Raw genomic sequence first — 21338 nt, 5'->3', positions numbered from 1 at the left:
ACCTAACGATATAATGCCCCCCTCATTTCAACGGGACATTCAACGTGAAGCAGAGTCAACGCCTCTCGGGCATATCAAAATTCATTGTGGTCGGGCTGGGCGTGGTCATCGCCCTGCTCGGCCTGGCGCTTGCTGCTGGGGGCGTGAAGTTGGTCAGCCTGGGAGGCTCCTGGTACTTCCTGGTGGGTGGGCTGGTGATGACCGTTTCCGGTCTGCTGATCGCTCGCTTCAAAACGGCCGGTGCCTGGTTGTTCGCTGCGTTTCTGGTGGGCACGGCGATCTGGGCGGTCAGTGATGCCGGGCTGGTGTTCTGGCCAGTGTTCTCGCGCCTGTTCATGTTCAGCGCCGTTGGCCTGGCGGTCACGCTGGTCTACCCACTGCTCAAGCGTGCCAATGGTGATGTGCCAGGTCGCGGTGCCTATGGCATCGCTGCTGTGTTGGCGATTGCGCTGGCGGTGGCCGCTGGCAACATGTTCGTTGCGCACCCGACTGTCGCTGCAACGGACACGGGGCCGGGCCTGACACCCGTCGAGCCAGCCAACGCGCAAAAGGACTGGGCGCACTACGGTAATACCGAGGGCGGTAGCCGCTTTGCTGCGCTGGATCAGATCAACCGCAACAACGTCGACAAGTTGAAGGTGGCGTGGACCTACCACACCGGTGACGTCGCCGAGAGCGATGGCAATGGCGCCGAGGACCAACTCACCCCGCTGCAGGTCGGCAACAAGGTGTTCATCTGCACCCCGCACAACAACCTGATCGCACTGGATGCCGACACCGGCAAGGAACTCTGGAAAAACGCGATCAACGCGAAGTCGAAAGTCTGGCAGCGTTGCCGTGGCATGGCCTACTTCGATGCCACGAAGGACATCGTTCAGCCAGGCAACTCGAGCATCATCGAAGCCAAACCTGCCCCGGCGGCCAACTGCCAGCGCCGTCTGCTGACCAACACCATCGATGCCCGCCTGATCGCGGTCGATGCCGACACCGGTGAGTTCTGCCAAGGGTTCGGCAACAACGGTCAGGTCGATCTGAAGGCTGGCCTGGGTGATGTGCCGGACAGCTATTATCAATTGTCTTCAGCACCGCTGATGGCCGGCACCACCGTGGTGGTTGGCGGTCGCGTGGCCGACAACGTGCAAACCGACATGCCGGGCGGCGTGATCCGTGGGTTCGATGTGATCACCGGCGCGATGCGCTGGGCATTCGACCCGGGCAACCCGCAGGATCGCAACGCGCCGGTCGAGGGCAGCACGTATGCGCGCAGCACGCCGAACAGTTGGGCGCCGATGTCCTACGACCCGGCGACCAACACGGTGTTCCTGCCGATGGGCAGCGCTTCCACCGACATCTATGGTGTCGAACGCAGCAAGCTCGATCACACCTACGGCGCCTCGATCCTGGCGCTGGACGCCACCAGCGGTGAAGAACGCTGGGTCTTCCAGACTGTTCACAACGACCTCTGGGACTTCGACCTGCCGATGCAGCCGAGCCTGATCGATTTCACCAAGGACGGCAAAACCGTACCGGCGCTGGTCATCGGCACCAAGGCCGGGCAGATCTACGTGCTCGATCGTGCCACCGGCAAGCCGCTGACCGACGTTGAAGAAGTACCGGTCAAGGCGGCAAACATCCCCAACGAACCGTACTCGCCAACCCAACCGAAATCGGTGGGCATGCCGCAGATCGGTGCTCAGCACCTCACCGAATCCGACATGTGGGGTGCAACGCCGTACGACCAGCTGTTGTGCCGGATCGATTTCAAATCGATGCGTTATGACGGTCTGTACACCGCGCCGGGCACCGACAAATCGCTGAGCTTCCCAGGTTCGCTCGGTGGCATGAATTGGGGCAGCATCTCCACTGACCCGGTGCACGGCTTCATCTTCGTCAACGACATGCGCCTGGGTCTGTGGATTCAGATGATCCCGTCGCAAAACAAAGGCCAGGCCACTTCCGGTGGCGAAGCGTTGAACACTGGCATGGGCGCCGTTCCACTCAAGGGCACCCCTTACGCAGTGAACAAAAACCGCTTCCTGTCGGTGGCCGGCATTCCTTGCCAGGCACCACCGTTCGGCACGCTGACTGCCATCGACATGAAGACGCAGAAAGTCGCCTGGCAGGTTCCGGTCGGCACCGTTGAGGACACCGGTCCCTTGGGTATCCGCATGCACCTGCCGATCAAGATTGGTCTGCCGACCCTCGGCGGCACCCTGTCGACTCAAGGTGGCTTGATCTTCATCGCCGGCACCCAGGACTTCTACCTGCGCGCCTTCAACAGCGGCAACGGTGAAGAGGTGTGGAAAGCCCGCATGCCAGTCGGCAGCCAGGGCGGCCCGATGACCTACGTCTCACCGAAGACCGGCAAGCAGTACATCGTCATCACCGCCGGTGGTGCGCGCCAGTCGACCGATCGCGGCGACTACGTGATGGCCTACGCCTTGCCGTAAGCCGCTGTGCCCGCCTCACTGGCGGACACTCTCTCTGTGCGCGGCACCTGCGGGTGCCGCGCCGCTTTGCGAAATCATTCAAGATTGCACCTGGAAGACTCCCATGTTTTTGGCTGTTCGCTTTTCTCATGCAGGCTGCGGCTTGCTGTTGGGCCTGACCTGCTGCGCCACCCTGCCCGCCTTCGCCGATACCGACTTGAACCTGTTGACCCGCAATACCCTGACCGGTGATTGGGGCGGTCTGCGCCACCAGTTGGATCAGGACGGCATCAGATTCACCGGCGATTACAGCGGCGAAACCGCCTACAACGCCGATGGCGGCCTGCACCGTTCCGCCCGTTACTCGCAGAACATCAAGCTCGGCGCGCAGTTCGACCTCAGCAAGCTGTATGGCGTGGATAACGCCGGCAAGATCCAGCTGACCATCAACGACCGACGCGGCAATAGCGCCTCCGAGGATCTGGTTGGCAACCGTCTGCCCATCCAGGAAAACTACGGCGGTCTCTACACTCGCCTGACCGAGCTGAGTTACGAGCGCAGCCTGTTCACCCCGGCGCTCAACGTGAAGCTGGGGTACATGGCCATGGGCAACGACCTCGGTGGCCTGGACAGTGGCATTCTCTGCAACTTCATGAACGCCGGTTTCTGCGGCCACCCGCTGAACATGTCCGGCGGCAGTGGCTGGACCAACTACCCCAACGCCCACTTGGGCGTGCGCGTGAAGTACGACTTGTCCTCGTCCTGGCAGCTGCGTGTGGCGGCCTTCAATGTCGATCCCGAGAGCAACGGCAATTCCAGCCGTGCCTGGCACCTGGGCCCGAAACATACGACCGGCACCGTGGTGCCGATCGAACTGGTGTACAAGCACGCCGGTGAGTTGCCCGGCGAGTACAAGGTTGGCTACTACTACGACAGTTCCGACGTGCAACGCATCGGCAGCGATAAAGAAGTGTCCGGCCGCGGCGGTCATTACCTGCTGATTGATCAGGCCGTGTGGCGCTCGCAAACGTCCGAGGGCCGCAGCCTGCACGCCTTCGGCCAATACTCGGCGGCCAGCGAAGCGGCTTCACCGTTCAGCAAGTGGTACGGCACCGGCGTGGTCCTGTACAAACCGTTCGAAGGTCGCCCGCGTGACACCGTCGCCCTGGGCTATGGCCGGGCCGTACCCAACCCGCGCAGCCGCGATGTGCAGGAGGACGCCGCGCAGGCCAATGGCACAACGTTCCCGAATCTGGACAGTGCCGAACAATTGGTCGAACTTGGCTACGGCTACCAGGCCACTCCCTGGCTGACGCTGCGCCCGAATGTGCAATACATCATCGAACCGGGCGCGTTTTCCGGGCAGGACATCGACAATGCGCTGGTGTTCGGTTTGCAGGTGAAAGCTACGCTCTGAACGCTCGATTTCCATCGCCAATGGTGGTACCACCATTGGCGATAAAGTTCAGACCGCCAAGGACTTTATGGATCTCAGCAACCACCTGCAGCGTGGCGTCTTCGATCGTTCCTTCATTACGGCATAACACCCAGCCGTGATCTGCAATCGCACGCTCGAACGCCTGGGTACACGCGACGTGTTCTTCCAGCTTATGGATCACCGTACTGCTCAGCCCACGCCGGCGTGCCGCTGCCCTCGCCCAGGAAATATCGGGGTCGGTGACAACGCCGACATGCAGGTCTGGCACTTGCACGTTTCGATCAATGTTCAACTGCAGAATCTCTGCAAACGGGACCAGCCGGCGAAACGCGGCATCGGACGGGTACCAGCGATCGATCAAGATGATGCTGCCGGGCGGCTGTTTAGTCAGCACGTGCCGGGAAATCCAGGTACGGCTGTCAGCAAAGCGCTCACAAACCCGCAACTCCAGATCCCGGCTGGGATTTCTGACGAGTTGGTTAACCAGGGTCATTGTTTCACCCCTGAAGGGATCGCTTTTACTCTCGCAAAGCCGGATCACCTTTTTGTTGCCTGCCCTCAGTGCTTTCGTGACGGCTTCCAACAATGTGGTTTTGCCGGTTCCCTTGGGCCCATCCAGAGAAACAAACAGCGGTCGATTCATTCTTCAAACAACGATTGATGTACGGTTGTTGTTGCCCGGTTCGTACGCGGGAACCGCTTGGCGCGGCAATGCGAATTGAGGGTGGGGCCTTGTGAACAGATATTGACGAACACTCTAACCCGGTTTCGCTAACGGGCCTCAACATCCAGGTCATCTAGTGTAGGGGATGCGCGAGCCTATCTGATCAGGTGTCCGGCGGTTTCAAAAATTCCTTGTGTCACTGCGCATTCAACCAGTTCGTGAAATACCGTGCTGCCGCAGTTTGCGATAGAGCGTATTGCGGCTGATCCCCAGGCGGGCGGCAACACGGGCGATATGCCAGTGCTCCGCCTCGATCAACGTCAGCAGCGTCTGCCGTTCGGATAATCCAAGCGGATTTTCAACCTGCGCGGTTGTCGCTGGCGCAACCGGCAGCAATTCCGCCAGGTCGTCCAGGGTGACACGCCCTTCCCACGCCAACGCCACCAGAGTGCGCAGACAGGTACGCAACTGCCGGACATTGCCTGGCCAAGGGTGCGCCAGCAAGCGCTCCCTGACACCCGCATCCAGCCGAATCCTGGCCCCTGCCGCCTCCTCGCGCAGCAACAGGTCGAGCAAACGGCCCTTATCGGAACGTTCGCGCAGTGGTGGGAGCTGCACGGCGAACCCGGCCACACGATAGAACAGATCCTCGCGAAAGCGACCTTCGGCCACGCAGGTCTGCAGATCCTGGTGGCTGGCACTGACAAGGCGTACGTCGAGCGGACGTGGCGTCGCGCCACCCAGCGGTACCACCTGACGTTCCTCCAGCACCCGCAGCAGGCGAGTCTGTAGCGCCAGCGGCATGTCGGCGATCTCATCGAGAAACAGAATGCCGCCATGGGCCTGCTCCAGCTTACCGATCATCCCGTCTTTGCGTGCGCCGGTGAAGCTGCCGCCGCGATAGCCAAACAGCTCGCTTTCAATCAGCGCTTCTGGAATTGCCGCGCAATTGATCGCCACAAACGGCTGGCTCGCCCTAGCGCTGGCGCGATGCAGCGCCGCCGCAAACGCTTCTTTGCCGGTACCGGTTTCGCCCTGTAGAAACACCGGCACATCACGCTCCAGAACACGCAATGCGCGAGCAAAGCCGCGTTGCAGGCGCGGGTCTTCCAGGCACACGTGCACGTCGTTGATCGCGGCAATTGCAGGGGTGACTGAAGGTACCTGGTGCATGGGTTCGCGCAACTGTCCGTAGAGCAGGCGTCCGTCCGCCAGGCGCATTGGCCAGCAGACACTCGGCTGCGCGCTGGCCTGACACATCACCTGATCGACAGGTGTTTGCAGCAACATCGTCAGCGATTGCCCAACCACCTGGTCACGGCTGAGGCCCAGCAGATCCAGCGCAGCCTGATTGACTGAACAGACACGGATACTCTCGTCGAAACTGAGCAGGCCTTCACCCAGCAGCCCAACGAAGCCTGCCTCAGGGTGGAAGCGCAGCAAGTAGCGCTGCGGATCATGCCCCAGGAAAAAACAGCTCTCGATCAACTTGGCCGACAGGTTGGTCAATGCCATGGCCTGGAAGTGTTGCGCAAGACTTTGGTCATCCCTTACAGAGGAAAGGTTGAGCACGGCGAGCAACTCCCCGCTGGCATCGAATATCGGGCTGGCCGAACAGGTCAGACCAACATGCTTGCCGCGAAAATGTTCATCACGACGGATGGTGACGTGCTGTCGCTCGACCAGGCAGGTGCCGACACCGTTGGTGCCCTCGCAATCTTCACTCCATACCGAGCCGAGCCACAGCCCGGAACGCTGAAATACGGCGCGCTCGGATTCGTTGAACACACTGTCAATCGCCACACCACGAGCATCGGTGAGCAGCACCACGTGGCCGTCACGCCCCAGCTGCTGGTGCAGACTGCTCATCTGCCAGTGCGCCACGGACATGATGCTTTCCAGTGGCGCGCGGTGATCCTGCAAACGTGGATGCTCAACGACATTAGGCGCGCGGCGGCTGGCGGGATCGAGCTGATGCTGATCCAGGCACCGGCGCCAGGAACGTGTGATCGCCAGGTCAGTCTGGCTGTGGTTAACGTGAGTGCCCTGCACGGCTTGGAGCACTTGTTGGGCATGGGCGTTGATCAGGGCCGGCTTCATTGTTCTTGTTCTCCGTTACGGTCAGGACACGGGACTGTTCGAAGCTTATATGAAAAGTTCGCAGCAGGCGCTTTTTGCACTGAGTGACACTCTGTCATCCGCCATTCCCGAAATCGTGACATGAATCCGCGTCAAAGCCTGAGCAGTCCTGCGCCAGCCGCTCTGCAACGGGCCTTTCACCAAACTGGCCCGGGCCTTGCTCAAGGGCAGTTGTTACCAAAACAACAAGATCGGGAGAGGCTCCATGAACGTCGCTATCGAAACACCTCTGCAAACGCCAACTGCCCAGCTCGCGGCCTGGGTCGAGAACCTCGGCGAGCGTCTCGCCCAACGTGACCTGGACGGCGCGCTGGAATTGTTTGCCCAGGAGTGTCACTGGCGTGACCTGCTGCTTTTCAGCTGGAACCTGGTGACCCTGGAAGGCAAGCCTGCCATCCGTGACATGCTTGAAACGCGCCTCGACGAGATTCGTCCCGGGCAATGGAAACTCGAAGGTGAGGCGACGCTCGATAACGGTGTGCTCGAAGGTTGGATCAGCCTGGAAACCGCTGCGGCGCGAGGTAAAGGCTACGTGCGTCTGAAGGAGGGGCTGTGCTGGACGCTGCTGACGACCATGCGCGAGCTCAAGGGCTTTGAAGAACCCAGGGGCCGACGTCGTCCAATGGGGGCCAATCATGGCCATGCCCATGCCGACAAACGCAATTGGCTGGAACGCCGTCGTGATGAAGAAGCTTCGCTGGGCATCACCACCCAACCTTACTGCCTGATCGTGGGTGGCGGCCAGGGTGGGTTGGGGCTTGCTGCGCGGCTCAAGCGAATGGGCGTGCCGACCTTGATCGTCGACAAGGCCGAGCGTCCCGGTGATCAGTGGCGCGGTCGTTACAAATCACTGTGCCTGCACGACCCGGTCTGGTACGACCACATGCCTTACCTGCCCTTCCCCGATCACTGGCCGGTCTTCACCCCTAAAGATCAGATCGGCGACTGGCTGGAGATGTACAGCAAAGTCATGGAGCTCAATTATTGGCCGCGCACAGAGTGCGTGAGCGCCCGCTTTGACGAACAAAGTGGCACCTGGAAGGTGGAGGTGCAGCGCGATGGCGAGCCTGTGACGCTACAGCCTGCCCAGTTGATCCTCGCCACCGGCATGTCTGGCGTACCCAATGTTCCCGATTACCCGGGTGCCGAGGTTTTCAATGGCCAGCAGCATCATTCCAGTCGCCATCCCGGTGGCGATGCCTGGCGTGGCAAGCGCGCGGTGGTCATCGGTGCGAACAATTCGGCCCACGATATCTGCGCCGACCTGGTGGAGAACGGCGCCGAGGTGACCATGGTGCAACGCTCCAGTACCCACATCGTGCGCTCCGACAGTTTGATGGAACTCGTCTTCGGCGGGCTCTACTCCGAAGACGCCCTGGAGACGGGGTTGACCACGGACAAGGCCGACATGCTGTTCGCCTCGATCCCCTACAAGGTCATGCCAAGCTTTCATCAACCTGTCTTTGCGGCGATCAAGGAGCGTGACAAGGACTTCTACGAACGCTTGGCCAAGGCCGGCTTCATGCTCGATTTCGGCGACGACGAGTCTGGCCTTTTCATGAAGTATGTACGCCGTGGTTCCGGTTACTACATCGACGTCGGCGCCAGCGAACTGATCGCCAACGGCACGATCAAGCTCAAGAGCGCACCTGGCCTGGGGGTTGAACGCATCGAAGCCGATGCCGTGGTACTCAACGATGGCAGCCGATTACCGGCAGACCTGATCGTCTATGCCACGGGCTATGGCTCAATGAATGGGTGGGCGGCGAAGCTGATTTCCCAGGAAGTGGCTGACAAGGTTGGCCGCTGCTGGGGCCTGGGTTCTGGCACCACCAATGATCCTGGCCCGTACGAGGGCGAACTGCGCAACATGTGGAAGCCGACACAGCAGGACAACCTCTGGTTCCACGGTGGCAACCTGCATCAGTCACGGCATTATTCGCTGTATCTGGCGCTACAGTTGAAAGCGCGCTTCGAAGGCATCGACACCAACGTCTATGGCCTTGCAGAGAGTCATCACAAGGGCTGAGTCAAATGGCGCCCGACCGCGGTCGGGCGCCTCTGCAGGAAAGGCGCGCTAGCCGGGTTTCCATGATTCAGCGTGGAGCCCATGCGTATAATGCGCGCCCCAACACTGCCAATGTTTACCCATGAAAAAGCTGTTTTCCGTAGTAGCGCTGTCCCTTTCGGTAATTACCCCCGCCTTCTCTAGCCCTCCCTCGACCTTTTCCGAAGCCAAGGTCATCGCCAAGCAAAAAATTTACCTCGACCAGGCGAACAGCTCCATGGGCGAGTTGTATTGCGGCTGCAAATGGACCTGGGTGGGTAAATCAGGTGGTCGTATCGATGCCCAGTCATGTGGCCTCAAGGCCAGAAGCCAAGAGACTCGGGCAGAGCGGACTGAGTGGGAGCATATCGTTCCAGCCTGGACGTTCGGTAACCAGCGCCAATGCTGGAAGAACGGTGGGCGCGAGCACTGTGTGGACGATGATCCTGTGTTTCGGGCAATGGAAGCGGACCTTTTCAACCTTTACCCCTCTGTTGGAGAAGTGAACGGCGACCGTAGCAATTTCAATTACGGCATGGCCACCGGGGTAGCGCCGCAGTATGGGCAATGCAAGACGCGGGTTGATTTCGACCAGCGTGCTGCAGAGCCGCGTGATGAAGTAAAAGGGCTTGTCGCAAGGACGACCTTTTACATGTTCGACAGATACAAACTGAACATGTCCCGTCAGCAGCAACAGCTACTGATGGCCTGGGACAAGCAGTACCCGGTTTCGCCTTGGGAGAAAGAGCGGGATCGCCGCATTGCGGCAATCATGGGGCACTCCAATCCATTCGTAACGGGCGAGCGTCGATGGTCGCAAGGGTATAAGGCGATTGGTGATGGTGTCGTTAACGCCATTCCTGTTAATCCCCCACGGGCAGGCGTCCAGCCAACCCTCGCGAGCGCCAACGGGATAGTCATTGGTAACCGCAAGAGTCAGGTGTATCACCTCTCAGCGGGTTGCCCTGGCTATGGTCAGGTGGCCGAGAAAAACCAGATCTCCTTCACCTCAGAAGCCGAGGCTGTGGCGGCGGGGTATCGTAAAGCTGGCAACTGCAAGTAACGGGGGTCGCATACCGGGAAATCTACGGAGTGTCCGGCTCAATGAAGCATCACGCCGAGCCGGGCCTTTTGGGTCTCCTCCCCAGTACGCATATGCATTTACTCCCCCCTTCCCAAACGCACTCCAACTGTCCGGGCTGTTAAAACGCATCAGCACGGGGTTGAATGGGTGACAGCCATTACCCAAATGATAATGCCCTGTCACCGGATCCGGCCGTTCGCCGTTGAAACCGAGCAGGCTGGGTATTGAGGGCCAGCAGGTTGGTTTGCCTGGCGATGTCCTGGATGCTGCCGACCAACCCTCTAATTTGCACGGATTGGCCGCCCTGTTTGGCGCGCTTGAGCCAGCTTCTCCGTAGACAGATCGAGCTCGCAGAAGATAGTGGCTGAAGGGCTAGGGGGAGCTCGAAGGCCCGGACTATCTGGTTTGTGCAGACCTTTATCCGATTTCTGGAAACCCGCAATTGCCGCCAGGGACTGCTTTCAGTAATGCCCGTTGAAAGACCCAACGCTGTGTTCGATAATCGATTTGTGTTCGTTAATCGCACGACATCGCCTCTCAGGGCACCCTCCTCGACCCATTGTTTGGCAACCTATGCACCATGCATTTGCCGTGATCCACGCGGTTTTCCCTCGGATCATTCTGTTCAGCCGAATAAAAACAGGAGTACGCCTTGATCAATAAAACATTTGAATCCGTCGCTGCCGCACTGGACGGCATTGCCGATGGTTCGGTCATCATGGTCGGTGGCTTCGGCACTGCCGGGATGCCGTCGCAGCTGGTAGATGGCGTGATCGCTTCGGGCGCTCGCGAGTTGACCATCATCAGCAACAATGCCGGCAACGGTGAAATCGGCCTGGCTGCACTGCTCAAGGCCGGGCGCGTTGCCAAGGTGATTTGCTCATTTCCACGCCAGTCCGATTCCTATGTTTTCGACGAACTCTACCTGGCCGGAAAAGTGCAGCTTGAGGTCGTGCCGCAAGGCAACCTGGCTGAACGTATTCGCGCGGCAGGCTCAGGCATCGGTGCGTTTTATTCGCCGACCGGGTACGGCACGTTGCTGGCCGAAGGCAAGGAAACCCGGGTGATCGACGGTCGCAACTACGTGCTGGAAATGCCGTTACACGCCGACGTTGCACTGATCAAGGCGGAAAAAGGCGATCGCTGGGGCAATCTCACCTTCCGCAAAGCCGCGCGTAACTTTGGCCCGATCATGGCCATGGCAGCGAAAACCACCATCGCCCAGGTCAATCAGATCGTCGAGTTGGGAGAGCTGGACCCCGAACACATCATCACCCCGGGGATCTTCGTCCAGCGCGTGGTCGCCGTGCCGCGCGCCACTTACTCGAACGCCAACGTCAACTGAGGCCCGCCATGACTGTCATGAAAAAACTATCGCGTAGCGAAATGGCCCAACGTGTGGCCGACGATATTCTCGAAGGTTCCTACGTGAACCTGGGCATTGGCGTACCCACGCTGGTGGCCAACTACCTGGGTGACAAGGAAGTGTTCCTGCACAGCGAAAACGGTGTACTGGGCATGGGCCCGAGCCCTGCGCCGGGTGAGGAAGACGATGACCTGATCAACGCGGGCAAACAGCACGTGACGTTGCTGCCCGGTGGTGCCTATTTCCACCACGCCGATTCGTTCTCGATGATGCGCGGTGGGCACATCGATATTGCCGTGCTGGGCGCCTTCCAGGTCGCGGTCAACGGCGACCTCGCCAACTGGCACACCGGCGCCGAAGGTTCCATCCCGGCGGTGGGCGGCGCGATGGACCTGGCGACAGGCGCTCGCCAAGTGTTCGTCATGATGGATCACCTGACCAAGACCGGCGAAAGCAAACTGGTGCCGCAATGCACCTACCCCCTGACCGGCATTGGCTGCGTGACGCGCATTTATACCGACCTGGCTATTCTGGACGTCACTTCGGATGGCTTGAAGGTTCGGGAGATTGTCGCCGATATCAGCTTTGAAGACTTGCAAACCCTCAGTGGCGTTCCTTTGATTCGATAACAGATCGATTGCGCCGTTTGCAGCGGCGCAACTTTCGAGTTCCACTCGGTGTTTGAGATCACTTTGATCTGTGGATTCACAGATCAAAGTCACTTCCACCGCGCCTCCCGATGCGCTGCAGGGCTAATACCCCGCTGTTGGAGCATCCACTGATACCGTCTCTTTCCCAAAAACCGCACGTCTATCCAATTCTGCCTTTCCAAAATGCGCGACCATCTCTTCACCTTTCGAGAGACGATGGACATGCAAGCGATGAATACAACACCGGCTGAAAACGAGTGGGTCGTGGCGCCAACGCCAGCCGGTGAGTTGATCCATGCCGGTTGCAACAAAAGCCCTGCTTGCCGTGCAAGGACGCAGAAAAGTGAATGAACTGCGAGTCACTTTCGGGCTATTTCTGGTCATTTGCGCCCCCAGTGCAACAGCCTTGGCGTCGCAAGCTGCACAACCGTCAGAAGGGTTATTAGAAGGCTCTTCACTTGAAGTGCTCAGTCGAAACTTCTACCTGAACAATGACTATCGATCACCCTCGCCTTCAGGCAAAAACTACACCCGGGAATGGGCCCAGGGGTTCATCACCTCGTTCGAATCCGGCTTTACCTCCGGCACTGTTGGTTTTGGCATCGATGCCCACGGTTTTTTGGGTGTGAAGCTGGACAGCGGCAAGGGGCATTCCGGGACGGGGTTGCTGCCTGTCGATCAGGAGGGACGCAGCGAAGACGATTATTCCAGTGGCGGCGGCGCCCTCAAGCTGCGCACCTCGCGCACCACCTTGGCGTTCGGTGAAATGACGGTGCAAACCCCGGTATTCGACACGGCGGACAAACGCCTGCAACCCGAGTACGCCACCGGCCTGCTGGTAGATAGCCGGGAAATCGATGACATGCACGTGCTGGCCGGTCACTTCACCGCGTTCAAGAACCAGGACGCATCGACCAGTAAAGGCAATTTCACCGGATATGGTGTGAGCACCCGAACCGGCGGCATCGATTTCATTGGCGCCAACCTGTTTGAAGAGCGCCCGGTAGGCGGTGCGCTCTATGCCTCACAACTGAGTGACACCTGGCGCCAATACTATGGCAACGTGCACCTGAAGCAGTCCGGTGTATTCCTCGACGGTAACCTTTATCACACCAGGGACTATGGCGAGTCCGTGGCCGGAGCCATTGATAACACTGCCTACAGCCTGGCAGCCCAATACACCGCTGGCGCCCATGGCTTCACCCTCGCCTTCCAAAAGATCAACGGCGACACCCCGTTCGATTTTGTCGGCGGCGACTCGATCTACCTTGCCAATTCGATCAAGTATGCCGACTTCAATGGCCCCCGCGAACGTTCGTGGCAGGCCCGTTATGACCTCGACCTGGGCAGCTACGGCGTACCTGGCTTGAAATTCATGACGCGTTACGTCAACGGGCGCGGTATCGACGGAACCCACGCGCCCCAAGGCGGCGGTTATAACCCTTTCGACGAATCGAGCGGCGAGTATGTTCCTCAACAGGGCGATGGCGGACGACACTGGGAGCGCGATATCGATCTTCGGTATGTGCTGCAGTCAGGGCCGGCCAAGGACATGTCTGTGCAGCTGTCCCACGTGGTACATCGGGCAAACAGCGCCCAGGGCGGCGACGACATCGACAGGCTCTACATTGTGATCGAATACCCACTCAAGTTCGGGCGGTTTTAAGCTGCAACATCAAAACCCCACATCCAACACCACACTGTCCAGATACGTCCCCGCTGGCGGAGTCGCCTGATCGGTATAGATCTTCGCGTTGTAATTGAAGATCTGGCTTCCCGTCCCCAGTCCATTCCCCGGGTTGACCTCGGCATCCGAACTGGCCCGACGGGCACTGCCCACGCTTCCCCAGCGGGTCGTGCCGGCACTTTTGAAAATGTCATAGGCCAGATAATTACCGCTCGAGGTCATCCGTCGTCGCCCACCGACACTCAGCGGGTTTTGCCCATCGCTCAGTCCCACGGTGTAAGCGCTGCCTTTGGTACAAGCCAGGTTGATGGTCTGTCCGGTGACCGGGGCGAAAGCACTGACCACCGGTGCGCTGCCGAAGGCGATGTTCGGGGCGGTGATGGTGCAGTCGTTGGCAACCGTCAGGTTGATCGTCAATGTGGCGGTGCCGCTACTGATGTCGCGTCCCAGGCAAAGCCCGCCAAGGCCGATGCCCGAGCAATAGTTCCAGTTCCAGAAAATGCTCAGGGTTTCGCTGTAGATCCCGGCCGCGACGTTGCTGCCAAGGGTAGTGCCGAAATACAGGGGCACGGTTCTTGGGACCGTGCCACCGAGCAGGCCAAGCGCATCGATGATGCCGTTGCGTGCAAAGTCGAAGGCCGTGCCGCGGGTCAGCGGGTAGCTGGTGCTGTTGTTGGCGTAGATCGTGTAGCCGATGACGTCGCCGGTGGGACCGCGCAAACCGCTCTGGCTCGAGGTGACGGTGGCCCAGAAGTGATCGTCGCTGCTCAGGAGGGTCAACAGCGAGCCGCTGCAACTCAAGCCGGCGTTGAGTGTGGAACCGGGTTGCGAAGTGGTGCGCACGGCAATCGAACTCAATGAGCCGAAGGCCACGGGCGTAGTGCCGACCACCGAACACAAGGCCCACGCGGGGGCGGGCAGCCAGAGCACCAGCGGTATCAGCCACTTCATCGACACACCAACGGCCCGATCAGCGGGATCTGATCCTGCGCCAGATCGGCGGCAAACTGCACGTGGCAGGTCTTGCCATCGCCCAATGTCACCCGCAGATCGTTCTGCCCCTGCAGGTTTTCCAGGTACACCAGACCGTCCCAGCCGACCACGGTTTGCGTGCCGCTCTGCTCGTGCACCACACCGCTGCCCAAGGGCAACTCCTGCTGCTGCGCGTCCACCAGCACGATGCTCGCCGCGATGACACGGCTCAACGGAAACTCCAACAGATAGCCGCTGCCACGGCGCACCGCGATGCGTTGCTCGACGTTCGGGCTGCGCACGTTGGCCGGCAGGTTGAGCGGATCGATCTCGTATTTGCCGCGGTAGTAGGCGCTGCTCCAGGGTACCAACAAGTGGCCGTTGCGATCGGTCTGGCCCACCGGCTGGTTTTCGTAGCGCACCGGGATGTCCGCGTAGCCATCGGTGCTGACCACCACAAACGCGTCGTCGATGCGGTTCGCGGCGAACACCTGGCGGTCCATCCACACCAGCGAACCGCTGGCATCGGCCCAGCGGGTTTGGGCATCGCTGGTGCCGTAGACACCGGCCTGCAATTGCACCGACTGTAAACGCCAAGTCAAGTCGGCCTGCCGGTAATCGGGTCCGTCACCCTTGGCGTAGCCGAGATTGAAACCCACCCCGCCCTCGGTCGGCACGGCACGGCTGTAGTTGACCCGCTGCTGTGATTGGCCGTCCTTGCCGCGTTCACTGCCGATGGCCAGGCTGCCACGCAGGTCGAACGGAATCACCAGTTGCGCCTGCACCGCCCAGTTGCTGTCGCCGATCTCGCGGTTGGCCGACAGGTAAAAGCTGGTGCTGCGCCACAACGGTTTGCTCCAGGTCAGGTTAAGCAGGCGGGTGCGCGAGTCGTCCGCCGCGCGCACGTCGAAATACCCGGCGCCCAGGCTACCCCAGGTATCGAGATTGACGCTCAGGGTCGCCTGCTCACTGCGTTTGCTGAGGGTGGTGTACGGACTGTCGACCACGGTCAGGTCGGCATAGTGATCACGCCGTTGCAGGCGCTGCCAGGAAAAGCTGTAGCGCTGGCTGCTGTATTGATAACCGAGGCTCAGTTGCTGGCCGGTTTGCCCGTCGAAACGGCTTTGGCTGACGGCGCTGTTGAGCACGCCGAAATTGCCCAGCCGCACATTGCTGCCAGCCCCCCCGAGCGCCAGCGCATCCGAGGCTTCAGCGTGGCTTTCCAGGGTGACGCTGTCACTCAGGCCGTAACGCAAACTGCCGGACGTGACGCCCGGACCATAACTGAAATCCCGCAGGCCGTAGTCCTGGCGCAAGGTGCCGGCCGCCACCGAAAAATCTGACAGGCCTTTTTGCAACAAGCTGCTGGTGACGTAGAACGGCACCGTGGTCGAGACCTGGCGTCCCAGGGCGTCGGTGGTGACCACCACGGCTTCGCCGGCACCGTTGATGAACGGAATGTTGGTCAGTGTGTAGGGGCCAGGTTGCAGATCGGCGCTGCTGGACTTGTAGCCGTTGATGAACAGATCGACCGACGACGGCACCGCGGCCTCCCCGGCGAACTGCGGCAAGGGGTAGGTCACCAGGTCCGGGCGTACGCCGAAGTCCCGTGACAGTTGAATGCCACCCAGACGCACCGAACTGCTCCAGGGCAAGGCACCGCTGACCAGATCACCCGCCTCGTAAGTCAGCATCCGGTCATCATCGGAATAGCGCCAGGTGGTGTCATAGCGCAGGTAACCATTGTTCAGCGTGTCAACCGCATCCCCGGACAAGGTGCGGCGATATTGCCCGGTATTGGACAGCGTGCCCCAACTGTCGAACAGCCGCACTTCGTTCCAGGCGGCCAGGTAAGTGCCGGCATCATCGGTGTCGTTGAGGTACAGGTCATAGTTGAGCAAGGCGCCGAAGCTGCTCAGTGCCGGGGTACGCGGGTAGGCTTGGCGACGGCCGACAAACTGCTCCGGCAGCCAGTCGGGCGGTACCTCCAGCAACAGGCGCTGCGCTTGGCTGTCGTACTCGCTGTGCAAGCCCGGCAAGCTGTCGAGGCCGACTTCGGCCTTGATATCTTGCGGCAGTTTCATGCCGGTTTCCTGCAGTGCACTGGCGGGCACGAAAAATTGCCCCTGGCGCTGCTCGACCGCCACGATTCGTCCGGTGTTCATCTGGTTGACCACCAGTTCCAGAAACAACTGCGCATCGGCAACAGCCTCCATGCCGCTGGGCGGAGGCGGCAGGTCACCGGCCTCTGCGTGATAACTCGCTACCAGGCAACACGTACAGCCCATGGCCCAAAACGGACGCCGCAAACTGCGAGCCCAACCCTGGCTCATTAGCGCTTCCTGTCCGTCATTGGACTGTGTCTCCTTTACTCCACCGCCACTCAACCGCCACTCAACCGCAGGCAAAAGTCGCCTGCAAAAGAATCAACGGCAGGTCAGCGTGCCGGCGCAATACTCTGCACCTTCGGCGCACCATTGACCCGCACCTGCAATGCCGGGTCGCCAGCCATCGGGCCGGGCGCGGGCCAGCGCATGATCGCGCCGGGCAACACATAGCCCAGCAATCCGTCTACCAACGGCCGGGTCTGGCTGCCCTGCTTGAGCGCCACATCGGTCAGGCGCGCATGAACCGCGCCCTGGTTGCGCACCTCGACATAAGGACGACCGTCCACGGCGACCGTGCGCCAACTCAAATCCGGCAAGCCGACGCCTTTCGGATCGCGCGGGCGGGTGGTGTCTTCCTTGCTCCACAGGCCAGCGCCATAGGCGAACAACGGCACCGAATAACGCATCTGAAAACGAATCGCCGCCGCGGTCTTGCCGTCGTCCGCCTCGGCTGTCTTCGGCGAGGGAATTTCATCGATGATGATGCGGTAGGCCAATTCCTGACCCGGCGGAATGTCCCGCGTGCGGGTCAGGCGCACCAGTTGTTTCTGGCCGGGTTCGATCTTCGCCACCGGAGGGCTGCCGATCACGTCACGCTGGTTCTGGTATTGGTCGCTGAAGCCGCTCTGGCTCCAGGCAAACACGCGTATCTGCAGATTGGCGGTCTCGCTGCCGCGATTTTCCAGCCACAAGGCACTGGCCTGTTGATCGGCTTCCAGCACCGGATCGATCGGCCAGATCAGCACCGAACTGGCTGCCTGCACCCGGGTTGTCCCCAACCACAACAGTGCCAACAGCATATGACCGACGACCCACCGCCGTCGCGAAGATGAAACCATGTGCCTGCTCCTTTTTGCCCATCGGGCCTGATCCGTTCACCCCGTCACCACGACAGTTGCACTTGCAGCACGTCGCTGTACGTCCCCCCGGGTTGATTGCCCGGTAATTGCACCTGGCCGTAAATCGGCAGGCTGATGTTGTTCGCATCGCCATACGCCACCGCCACGCTTTGCCCGATCCCCAGGGCCTGGCTGTAGGCCGCGTCGCGAAACAGTTGATACGCCACCCGGTTGCTGCCGGTGGTCAATTGCATGTGTCGCCCACCATTGTTGTACTGACCGCCATCGATGCTCATGTTCAGGGTCACGCCCGGCGTGCATTGCAATTGGACGCCCCCGGTCAGTGCGACTTGCACCGTGTTGGTGGCCAGCGCCGAGCGGTTGCCGAAATTCAGGCTGCCGTAATTGGAGACCCCGCCGACCACCAGGCAGCCGGCCGTCACCGTGGCGCTGACCTGGAAGCTCTGGCTGGTCGCCGCAGTGAGCGGCAACGGCAGCACACCCGCACCCAGCAGGAGCAGCGCCGCACAGCCATGCCTGCCCATGGCGCTAGAACGTCAGTTCGACGGAAATCGTGTCGGTGTAAGTGCCCGCCGGCAAACCGGCCTTGCCCACCGCCTGACCGTAGAGGTTCACGGTCTGCTCCACGCCGGTACTGGCGGCGAGGTTGATCACCCCGTCAATCGCCAGGATCTGCGAGTGCCCGGCATCGGTGTACAGGTCGTACGGCACGTAGTTGGCGACACCGTCGTACAACGCTCGGGTCCCGCCCGGCGATTGTCCATCGTGGGCCCCGGCGCGCACCTTGACCGTTGGCGTGGTGCCTGCCGAGCAAAGAATCGACAGCGCCCCGCCGCCTCCGCCGAGCACTTGCCCCGTGGCCGTAGTGAACAGGCTGTTGGCGGTGCCGAAGTTGAGGTCACCGAAGTTCAGATTGGTGGAACCGCCGCCCCCGTTGACCTGGCAACTGCTGATCAGGATCAGGCTGGAGGTGATCTGGCCGGTGACCGTGGTGGCAGCCTGGGCGCCGGACGCCAGCGTCAGGCCAAGCAATGACAAACCTATCCTTGATGTAAACGTACGCATGTGTCCGTCCTCTACAGGGTTACCAGTCGAGCGTTACCGTCAGGGTGTCGGAATAGACACCGGCGGGTAACGCGCGGGTATTCGCCACCACCGAGCCGAATACCGGAATCGGTATCTGCGCCCCGCTGGTGACAGCGAAATTGTGCTGTTGGCCGATGCTGTAGCTACGGTTGCCGCTAGCGTCGACGAACAACTGATAAGCGACGGTCTGGCGGCCGTTGCTCAGGCGCCGGGTGGTACCGTCGCCATGGGTGCCGCCATCGATGGTGACGGTGAAGCCGGTGACCGAAGGGTTGCAGGCCACGTTCAATTTGCCGCTGACTTCGTCATTGATATTGGCCTTGATCGGGTTGCTCCAGGTCGGGCCTTGCTGGCCGAAATCCAAGGCGCCGAGGTCGCTGGACGGGCTGTCGGGATGGCCGCCGTTAGTCACTTCGCAACCGGCGATAAGCGTCAGCCGCGCCTGGATCTGCCCGCTGACGGCCGCCTGTACGGCACCGGTCAACAACACCAGCGCGCCCGCGGCAAACATCTTCCAGAACCTGGTCATGACACCCATCCCGATTCCCTCAGGTTGACAACACGGTCGTTCGATCGCGAACGCCCCCTTCCCTGCACAACCCGGACTCCGCTTGGGCTGTTGACGGCTCATGCGATTACCAGGTGAGCGTCACCTTCACCTGATCAGAATAGCGACTGACCCTGGGTATCTGTGCCAAGGGTTCGATGCGGGCGTACAACGGCAGATCCACCGAGCCGGTATCCGGCACCCGACCACTCACTGGCACATCCACTGCCAGCGCAATTCGCCGCGCCGGGTCCTGATAGAGTCGATAAGGAATGGGTTTGCTGTGTTCGGCGCTACCGGCCATGTAACGAACGTCGCCGACGCCCCCGTGCAGGCCGCCATCGACGCGTATTTGATAAGTGGTATCGGGATTGCATTCGAGCCGGGGCAGGCGTTCGTTCATCAAGGCGGCCCCGAGCGGCCCAGCGGGATCGTCCAGGCGCGCGCTGCTGCCGAAGTCCAGCACGCCCAATTGCTCGACACCCGCACTGCGTTGTTGCCCGACCAGTTGGCAGCCACGTTGCACATCGAGCCGCACCTGCACCTGGAGTTCGGCGCCCGACACGGTTGCACTGAGCCCTACGCCCAAGACTGCCAATAGCCTACGTCCATTCACGACCCCATTCCTTGTGAGGGATGTCTTGTAGGACTGAGGCTAGCAATGCACGGGGAAATCGCCAGTGATCGGGTAAAAATCGCTCCATGGATGGCTCATGCCAGTCCCCACAATGTCACCATGGACGCGGCGGCCTGGCACTTGTAACGTGCATCACCTTCGTCGCACTGCAAGGACCTGTCGTTAAGTGAAACTCCATCAAATCAAGGCACTGGTCGCCATCCACCAGACCGGCAGCATCAGTGAAGCCTCGCAGATCCTGCATGTCACCCAGCCCGCCATCAGCCGATCTATCAAGGACCTGGAGAGCGAACTGGGCCTGGCCCTGTTGCAGCGATCCCACAAGGGCATGTCGCTCACCGACGAAGGCCGCCGCATCATTCGCCATGCACAGTTGACGGTCGAAAGCATGCGCCGCCTGCAACTGGAGGCGGAAAACATCAGGGACATGCAGGTCGGTGAAGTCACCATCGGTGTCACGTCCCTGACATCGGTGCTCAAGGGCCTGGGTGAATGCATTGCCGGATTCCAGACCCGCAATCCGCGTGTGCGCATCCGCCTGGTGGATCTTCGGCCCAACCTGATGCTGCAGCGACTGCGGGACGGCACGCTGGATTTTGCCATCACCTCGCAGCAGCATACCCAGCGGCTGAACCTGGATTGGGAGGCGCTGAGCCGCATGCAGGGCCTCGTGGTCTGCCGAAAGAACAACCCGCTGCGCCACTCCCACTCGCTGCGTCAGTTGCAGTTCGCCAACTGGATCAGCCTCGATGCCATCGACGATCACTCGTCGCAGTTCTATCAGATGTTCGAAGACAACGAGATTCCTCCCCCGCAGCGGATCACTGAGTGTTCATCGGTATTGTTGGCGCTGGATCTGTTGCACCACGCCGATGCGTTCATGACGCTCAGCGAAGCCGGCATGGAAAACTCGCTGCCCAAGGGCCTCAATGAAGACCTGGTGCAGGTCAAGATCGAAGAAATCATTCCCGAATACCCCATCTACCTGGTCTGTATCGACCGCAACGCCCTGACCACGACGGCTCGCGACCTGTATTACGCGATCAGGGATGTGCTCTCAAAGCATGGATCAGCGGATTCTTCGCGCTAGCGCAGCCCCGAGAAACTTAAGAAAAACGCAACGATATGCCTGACGGTTAAGTTTCTCCCGATCCGTTGGGCCCGGTCACCCTAACGTCCCGCACAGTGGGCTGGAACCTGTAGCCACGGCCTGCACGAGGTGCCAGCAAGACGGCGTCGCTGTTGTCAAACAGTGCGAGTGATCGATAATCGACCGATATCGCACCGAACTGGCGCCGCGATTGCCAAGAGCGGCCAGGCATCTTAACCAACGGTTAATCCTCGA

The 21338-nt window shown here is 60.6% G+C and carries 17 protein-coding genes and 1 pseudogene; 8 read left to right on the top strand and 10 right to left on the bottom strand.

Annotated elements, in window-relative coordinates; all coding sequences use genetic code 11:
• Positions 1–44: 44 nt before the first annotated feature.
• Both NQL71_RS14440 and NQL71_RS14435 read left to right on the top strand, forming a co-directional pair.
• Positions 45–2450: a glucose/quinate/shikimate family membrane-bound PQQ-dependent dehydrogenase gene (locus tag NQL71_RS14440; RefSeq protein WP_274642866.1), complete on the top strand. Its 2406-nt coding sequence runs from the start codon at positions 45–47 to the stop codon at positions 2448–2450.
• A gap of 103 nt (positions 2451–2553) precedes the next feature.
• Positions 2554–3846, top strand: coding sequence for a carbohydrate porin (locus tag NQL71_RS14435; protein WP_274642865.1), 1293 nt, complete (start codon positions 2554–2556; stop codon positions 3844–3846).
• On the opposite strand, the gene NQL71_RS14430 is transcribed toward NQL71_RS14435, so the two are convergent.
• Positions 3836–4510 (bottom strand): dTMP kinase, encoded by a 675-nt coding sequence (locus NQL71_RS14430; RefSeq protein ID WP_256721405.1) that lies wholly within the window; start codon positions 4508–4510, stop codon positions 3836–3838. The genes NQL71_RS14435 and NQL71_RS14430 overlap by 11 nt on opposite strands.
• A 228-nt stretch (positions 4511–4738) precedes the next feature.
• On the bottom strand, positions 4739–6631 hold the full coding sequence (locus NQL71_RS14425) for a sigma-54-dependent Fis family transcriptional regulator (protein WP_274642864.1): 1893 nt from the start codon (positions 6629–6631) through the stop codon (positions 4739–4741).
• 244 nt (positions 6632–6875) lie between these two features.
• Between NQL71_RS14425 and NQL71_RS14420 the strand changes: the two genes are divergently transcribed.
• Together NQL71_RS14420 and NQL71_RS14415 are read left to right on the top strand one after the other, a co-directional pair.
• Positions 6876–8699: an NAD(P)/FAD-dependent oxidoreductase gene (locus NQL71_RS14420; protein ID WP_274642863.1), complete on the top strand. Its 1824-nt coding sequence runs from the start codon at positions 6876–6878 to the stop codon at positions 8697–8699.
• 121 nt (positions 8700–8820) lie between these two features.
• On the top strand, positions 8821–9780 hold the full coding sequence (locus NQL71_RS14415) for an endonuclease (protein WP_046819257.1): 960 nt from the start codon (positions 8821–8823) through the stop codon (positions 9778–9780).
• A 69-nt stretch (positions 9781–9849) separates the two neighbouring features.
• Here NQL71_RS14415 and NQL71_RS14410 read toward each other — a convergent pair.
• A pseudogene (locus NQL71_RS14410) lies at positions 9850–10026 on the bottom strand (RHS repeat-associated core domain-containing protein); the annotation flags it as partial.
• A gap of 427 nt (positions 10027–10453) precedes the next feature.
• Between NQL71_RS14410 and NQL71_RS14400 the strand changes: the two are divergent.
• The 3 genes from NQL71_RS14400 (at position 10454) to NQL71_RS14390 (ending at position 13483) form a co-directional block, all read left to right on the top strand.
• Positions 10454–11146, top strand: a complete 693-nt coding sequence (locus NQL71_RS14400; RefSeq protein WP_046819258.1) for a 3-oxoacid CoA-transferase subunit A — start codon at positions 10454–10456, stop codon at positions 11144–11146.
• Positions 11147–11154: 8 nt separating this feature from the next.
• Positions 11155–11796, top strand: a complete 642-nt coding sequence (locus NQL71_RS14395; protein WP_046819259.1) for a 3-oxoacid CoA-transferase subunit B — start codon at positions 11155–11157, stop codon at positions 11794–11796.
• 364 nt (positions 11797–12160) lie between these two features.
• Positions 12161–13483: an OprD family porin gene (locus NQL71_RS14390; protein ID WP_274642862.1), complete on the top strand. Its 1323-nt coding sequence runs from the start codon at positions 12161–12163 to the stop codon at positions 13481–13483.
• Between the two features lie 9 nt (positions 13484–13492).
• Here the strand turns inward: NQL71_RS14390 and NQL71_RS14385 are convergent, their stop codons facing one another.
• The 7 genes from NQL71_RS14385 to NQL71_RS14355 all read right to left on the bottom strand — a co-directional run bounded on the left by NQL71_RS14385 (position 13493) and on the right by NQL71_RS14355 (position 19972).
• Entirely contained in the window at positions 13493–14455 is a 963-nt protein-coding gene (locus NQL71_RS14385; RefSeq protein ID WP_274642861.1) for a Csu type fimbrial protein, read from the bottom strand.
• Positions 14452–16809 carry a fimbria/pilus outer membrane usher protein gene (locus NQL71_RS14380; protein WP_248686743.1) on the bottom strand — a complete coding sequence of 786 codons (2358 nt, stop codon included), beginning with the start codon at positions 16807–16809 and terminating at the stop codon, positions 14452–14454. Before NQL71_RS14380 ends, NQL71_RS14385 begins: the two co-directional genes overlap by 4 nt.
• Before the next feature lie 104 nt (positions 16810–16913).
• Entirely contained in the window at positions 16914–17702 is a 789-nt protein-coding gene (locus NQL71_RS14375; protein ID WP_077183363.1) for a fimbrial biogenesis chaperone, read from the bottom strand.
• A gap of 44 nt (positions 17703–17746) precedes the next feature.
• Complete coding sequence (locus NQL71_RS14370; RefSeq protein ID WP_046819263.1) at positions 17747–18247, bottom strand: Csu type fimbrial protein; 501 nt, start codon at positions 18245–18247, stop codon at positions 17747–17749.
• Positions 18248–18251: 4 nt separating this feature from the next.
• Positions 18252–18788 (bottom strand): Csu type fimbrial protein, encoded by a 537-nt coding sequence (locus tag NQL71_RS14365; protein WP_046819264.1) that lies wholly within the window; start codon positions 18786–18788, stop codon positions 18252–18254.
• 19 nt (positions 18789–18807) lie between these two features.
• A complete protein-coding gene (locus tag NQL71_RS14360) occupies positions 18808–19338 on the bottom strand; it encodes a Csu type fimbrial protein (protein ID WP_077183875.1) in 531 nt (176 codons plus the stop codon).
• A gap of 106 nt (positions 19339–19444) precedes the next feature.
• Positions 19445–19972, bottom strand: a complete 528-nt coding sequence (locus NQL71_RS14355; RefSeq protein WP_274642860.1) for a Csu type fimbrial protein — start codon at positions 19970–19972, stop codon at positions 19445–19447.
• Positions 19973–20159: 187 nt separating this feature from the next.
• Here NQL71_RS14355 and NQL71_RS14350 point away from each other — a divergent pair, with 187 nt between their 5' ends.
• A complete protein-coding gene (locus NQL71_RS14350) occupies positions 20160–21083 on the top strand; it encodes a LysR family transcriptional regulator (RefSeq protein WP_046819266.1) in 924 nt (307 codons plus the stop codon).
• The last annotated feature ends 255 nt before the right edge of the window (positions 21084–21338 follow it).

This window comes from Pseudomonas serbica (genome assembly GCF_028823535.1).
Classification (GTDB): domain Bacteria; phylum Pseudomonadota; class Gammaproteobacteria; order Pseudomonadales; family Pseudomonadaceae; genus Aquipseudomonas; species Aquipseudomonas serbica.
This window is presented reverse-complemented; position numbering and strand designations above follow the sequence as displayed.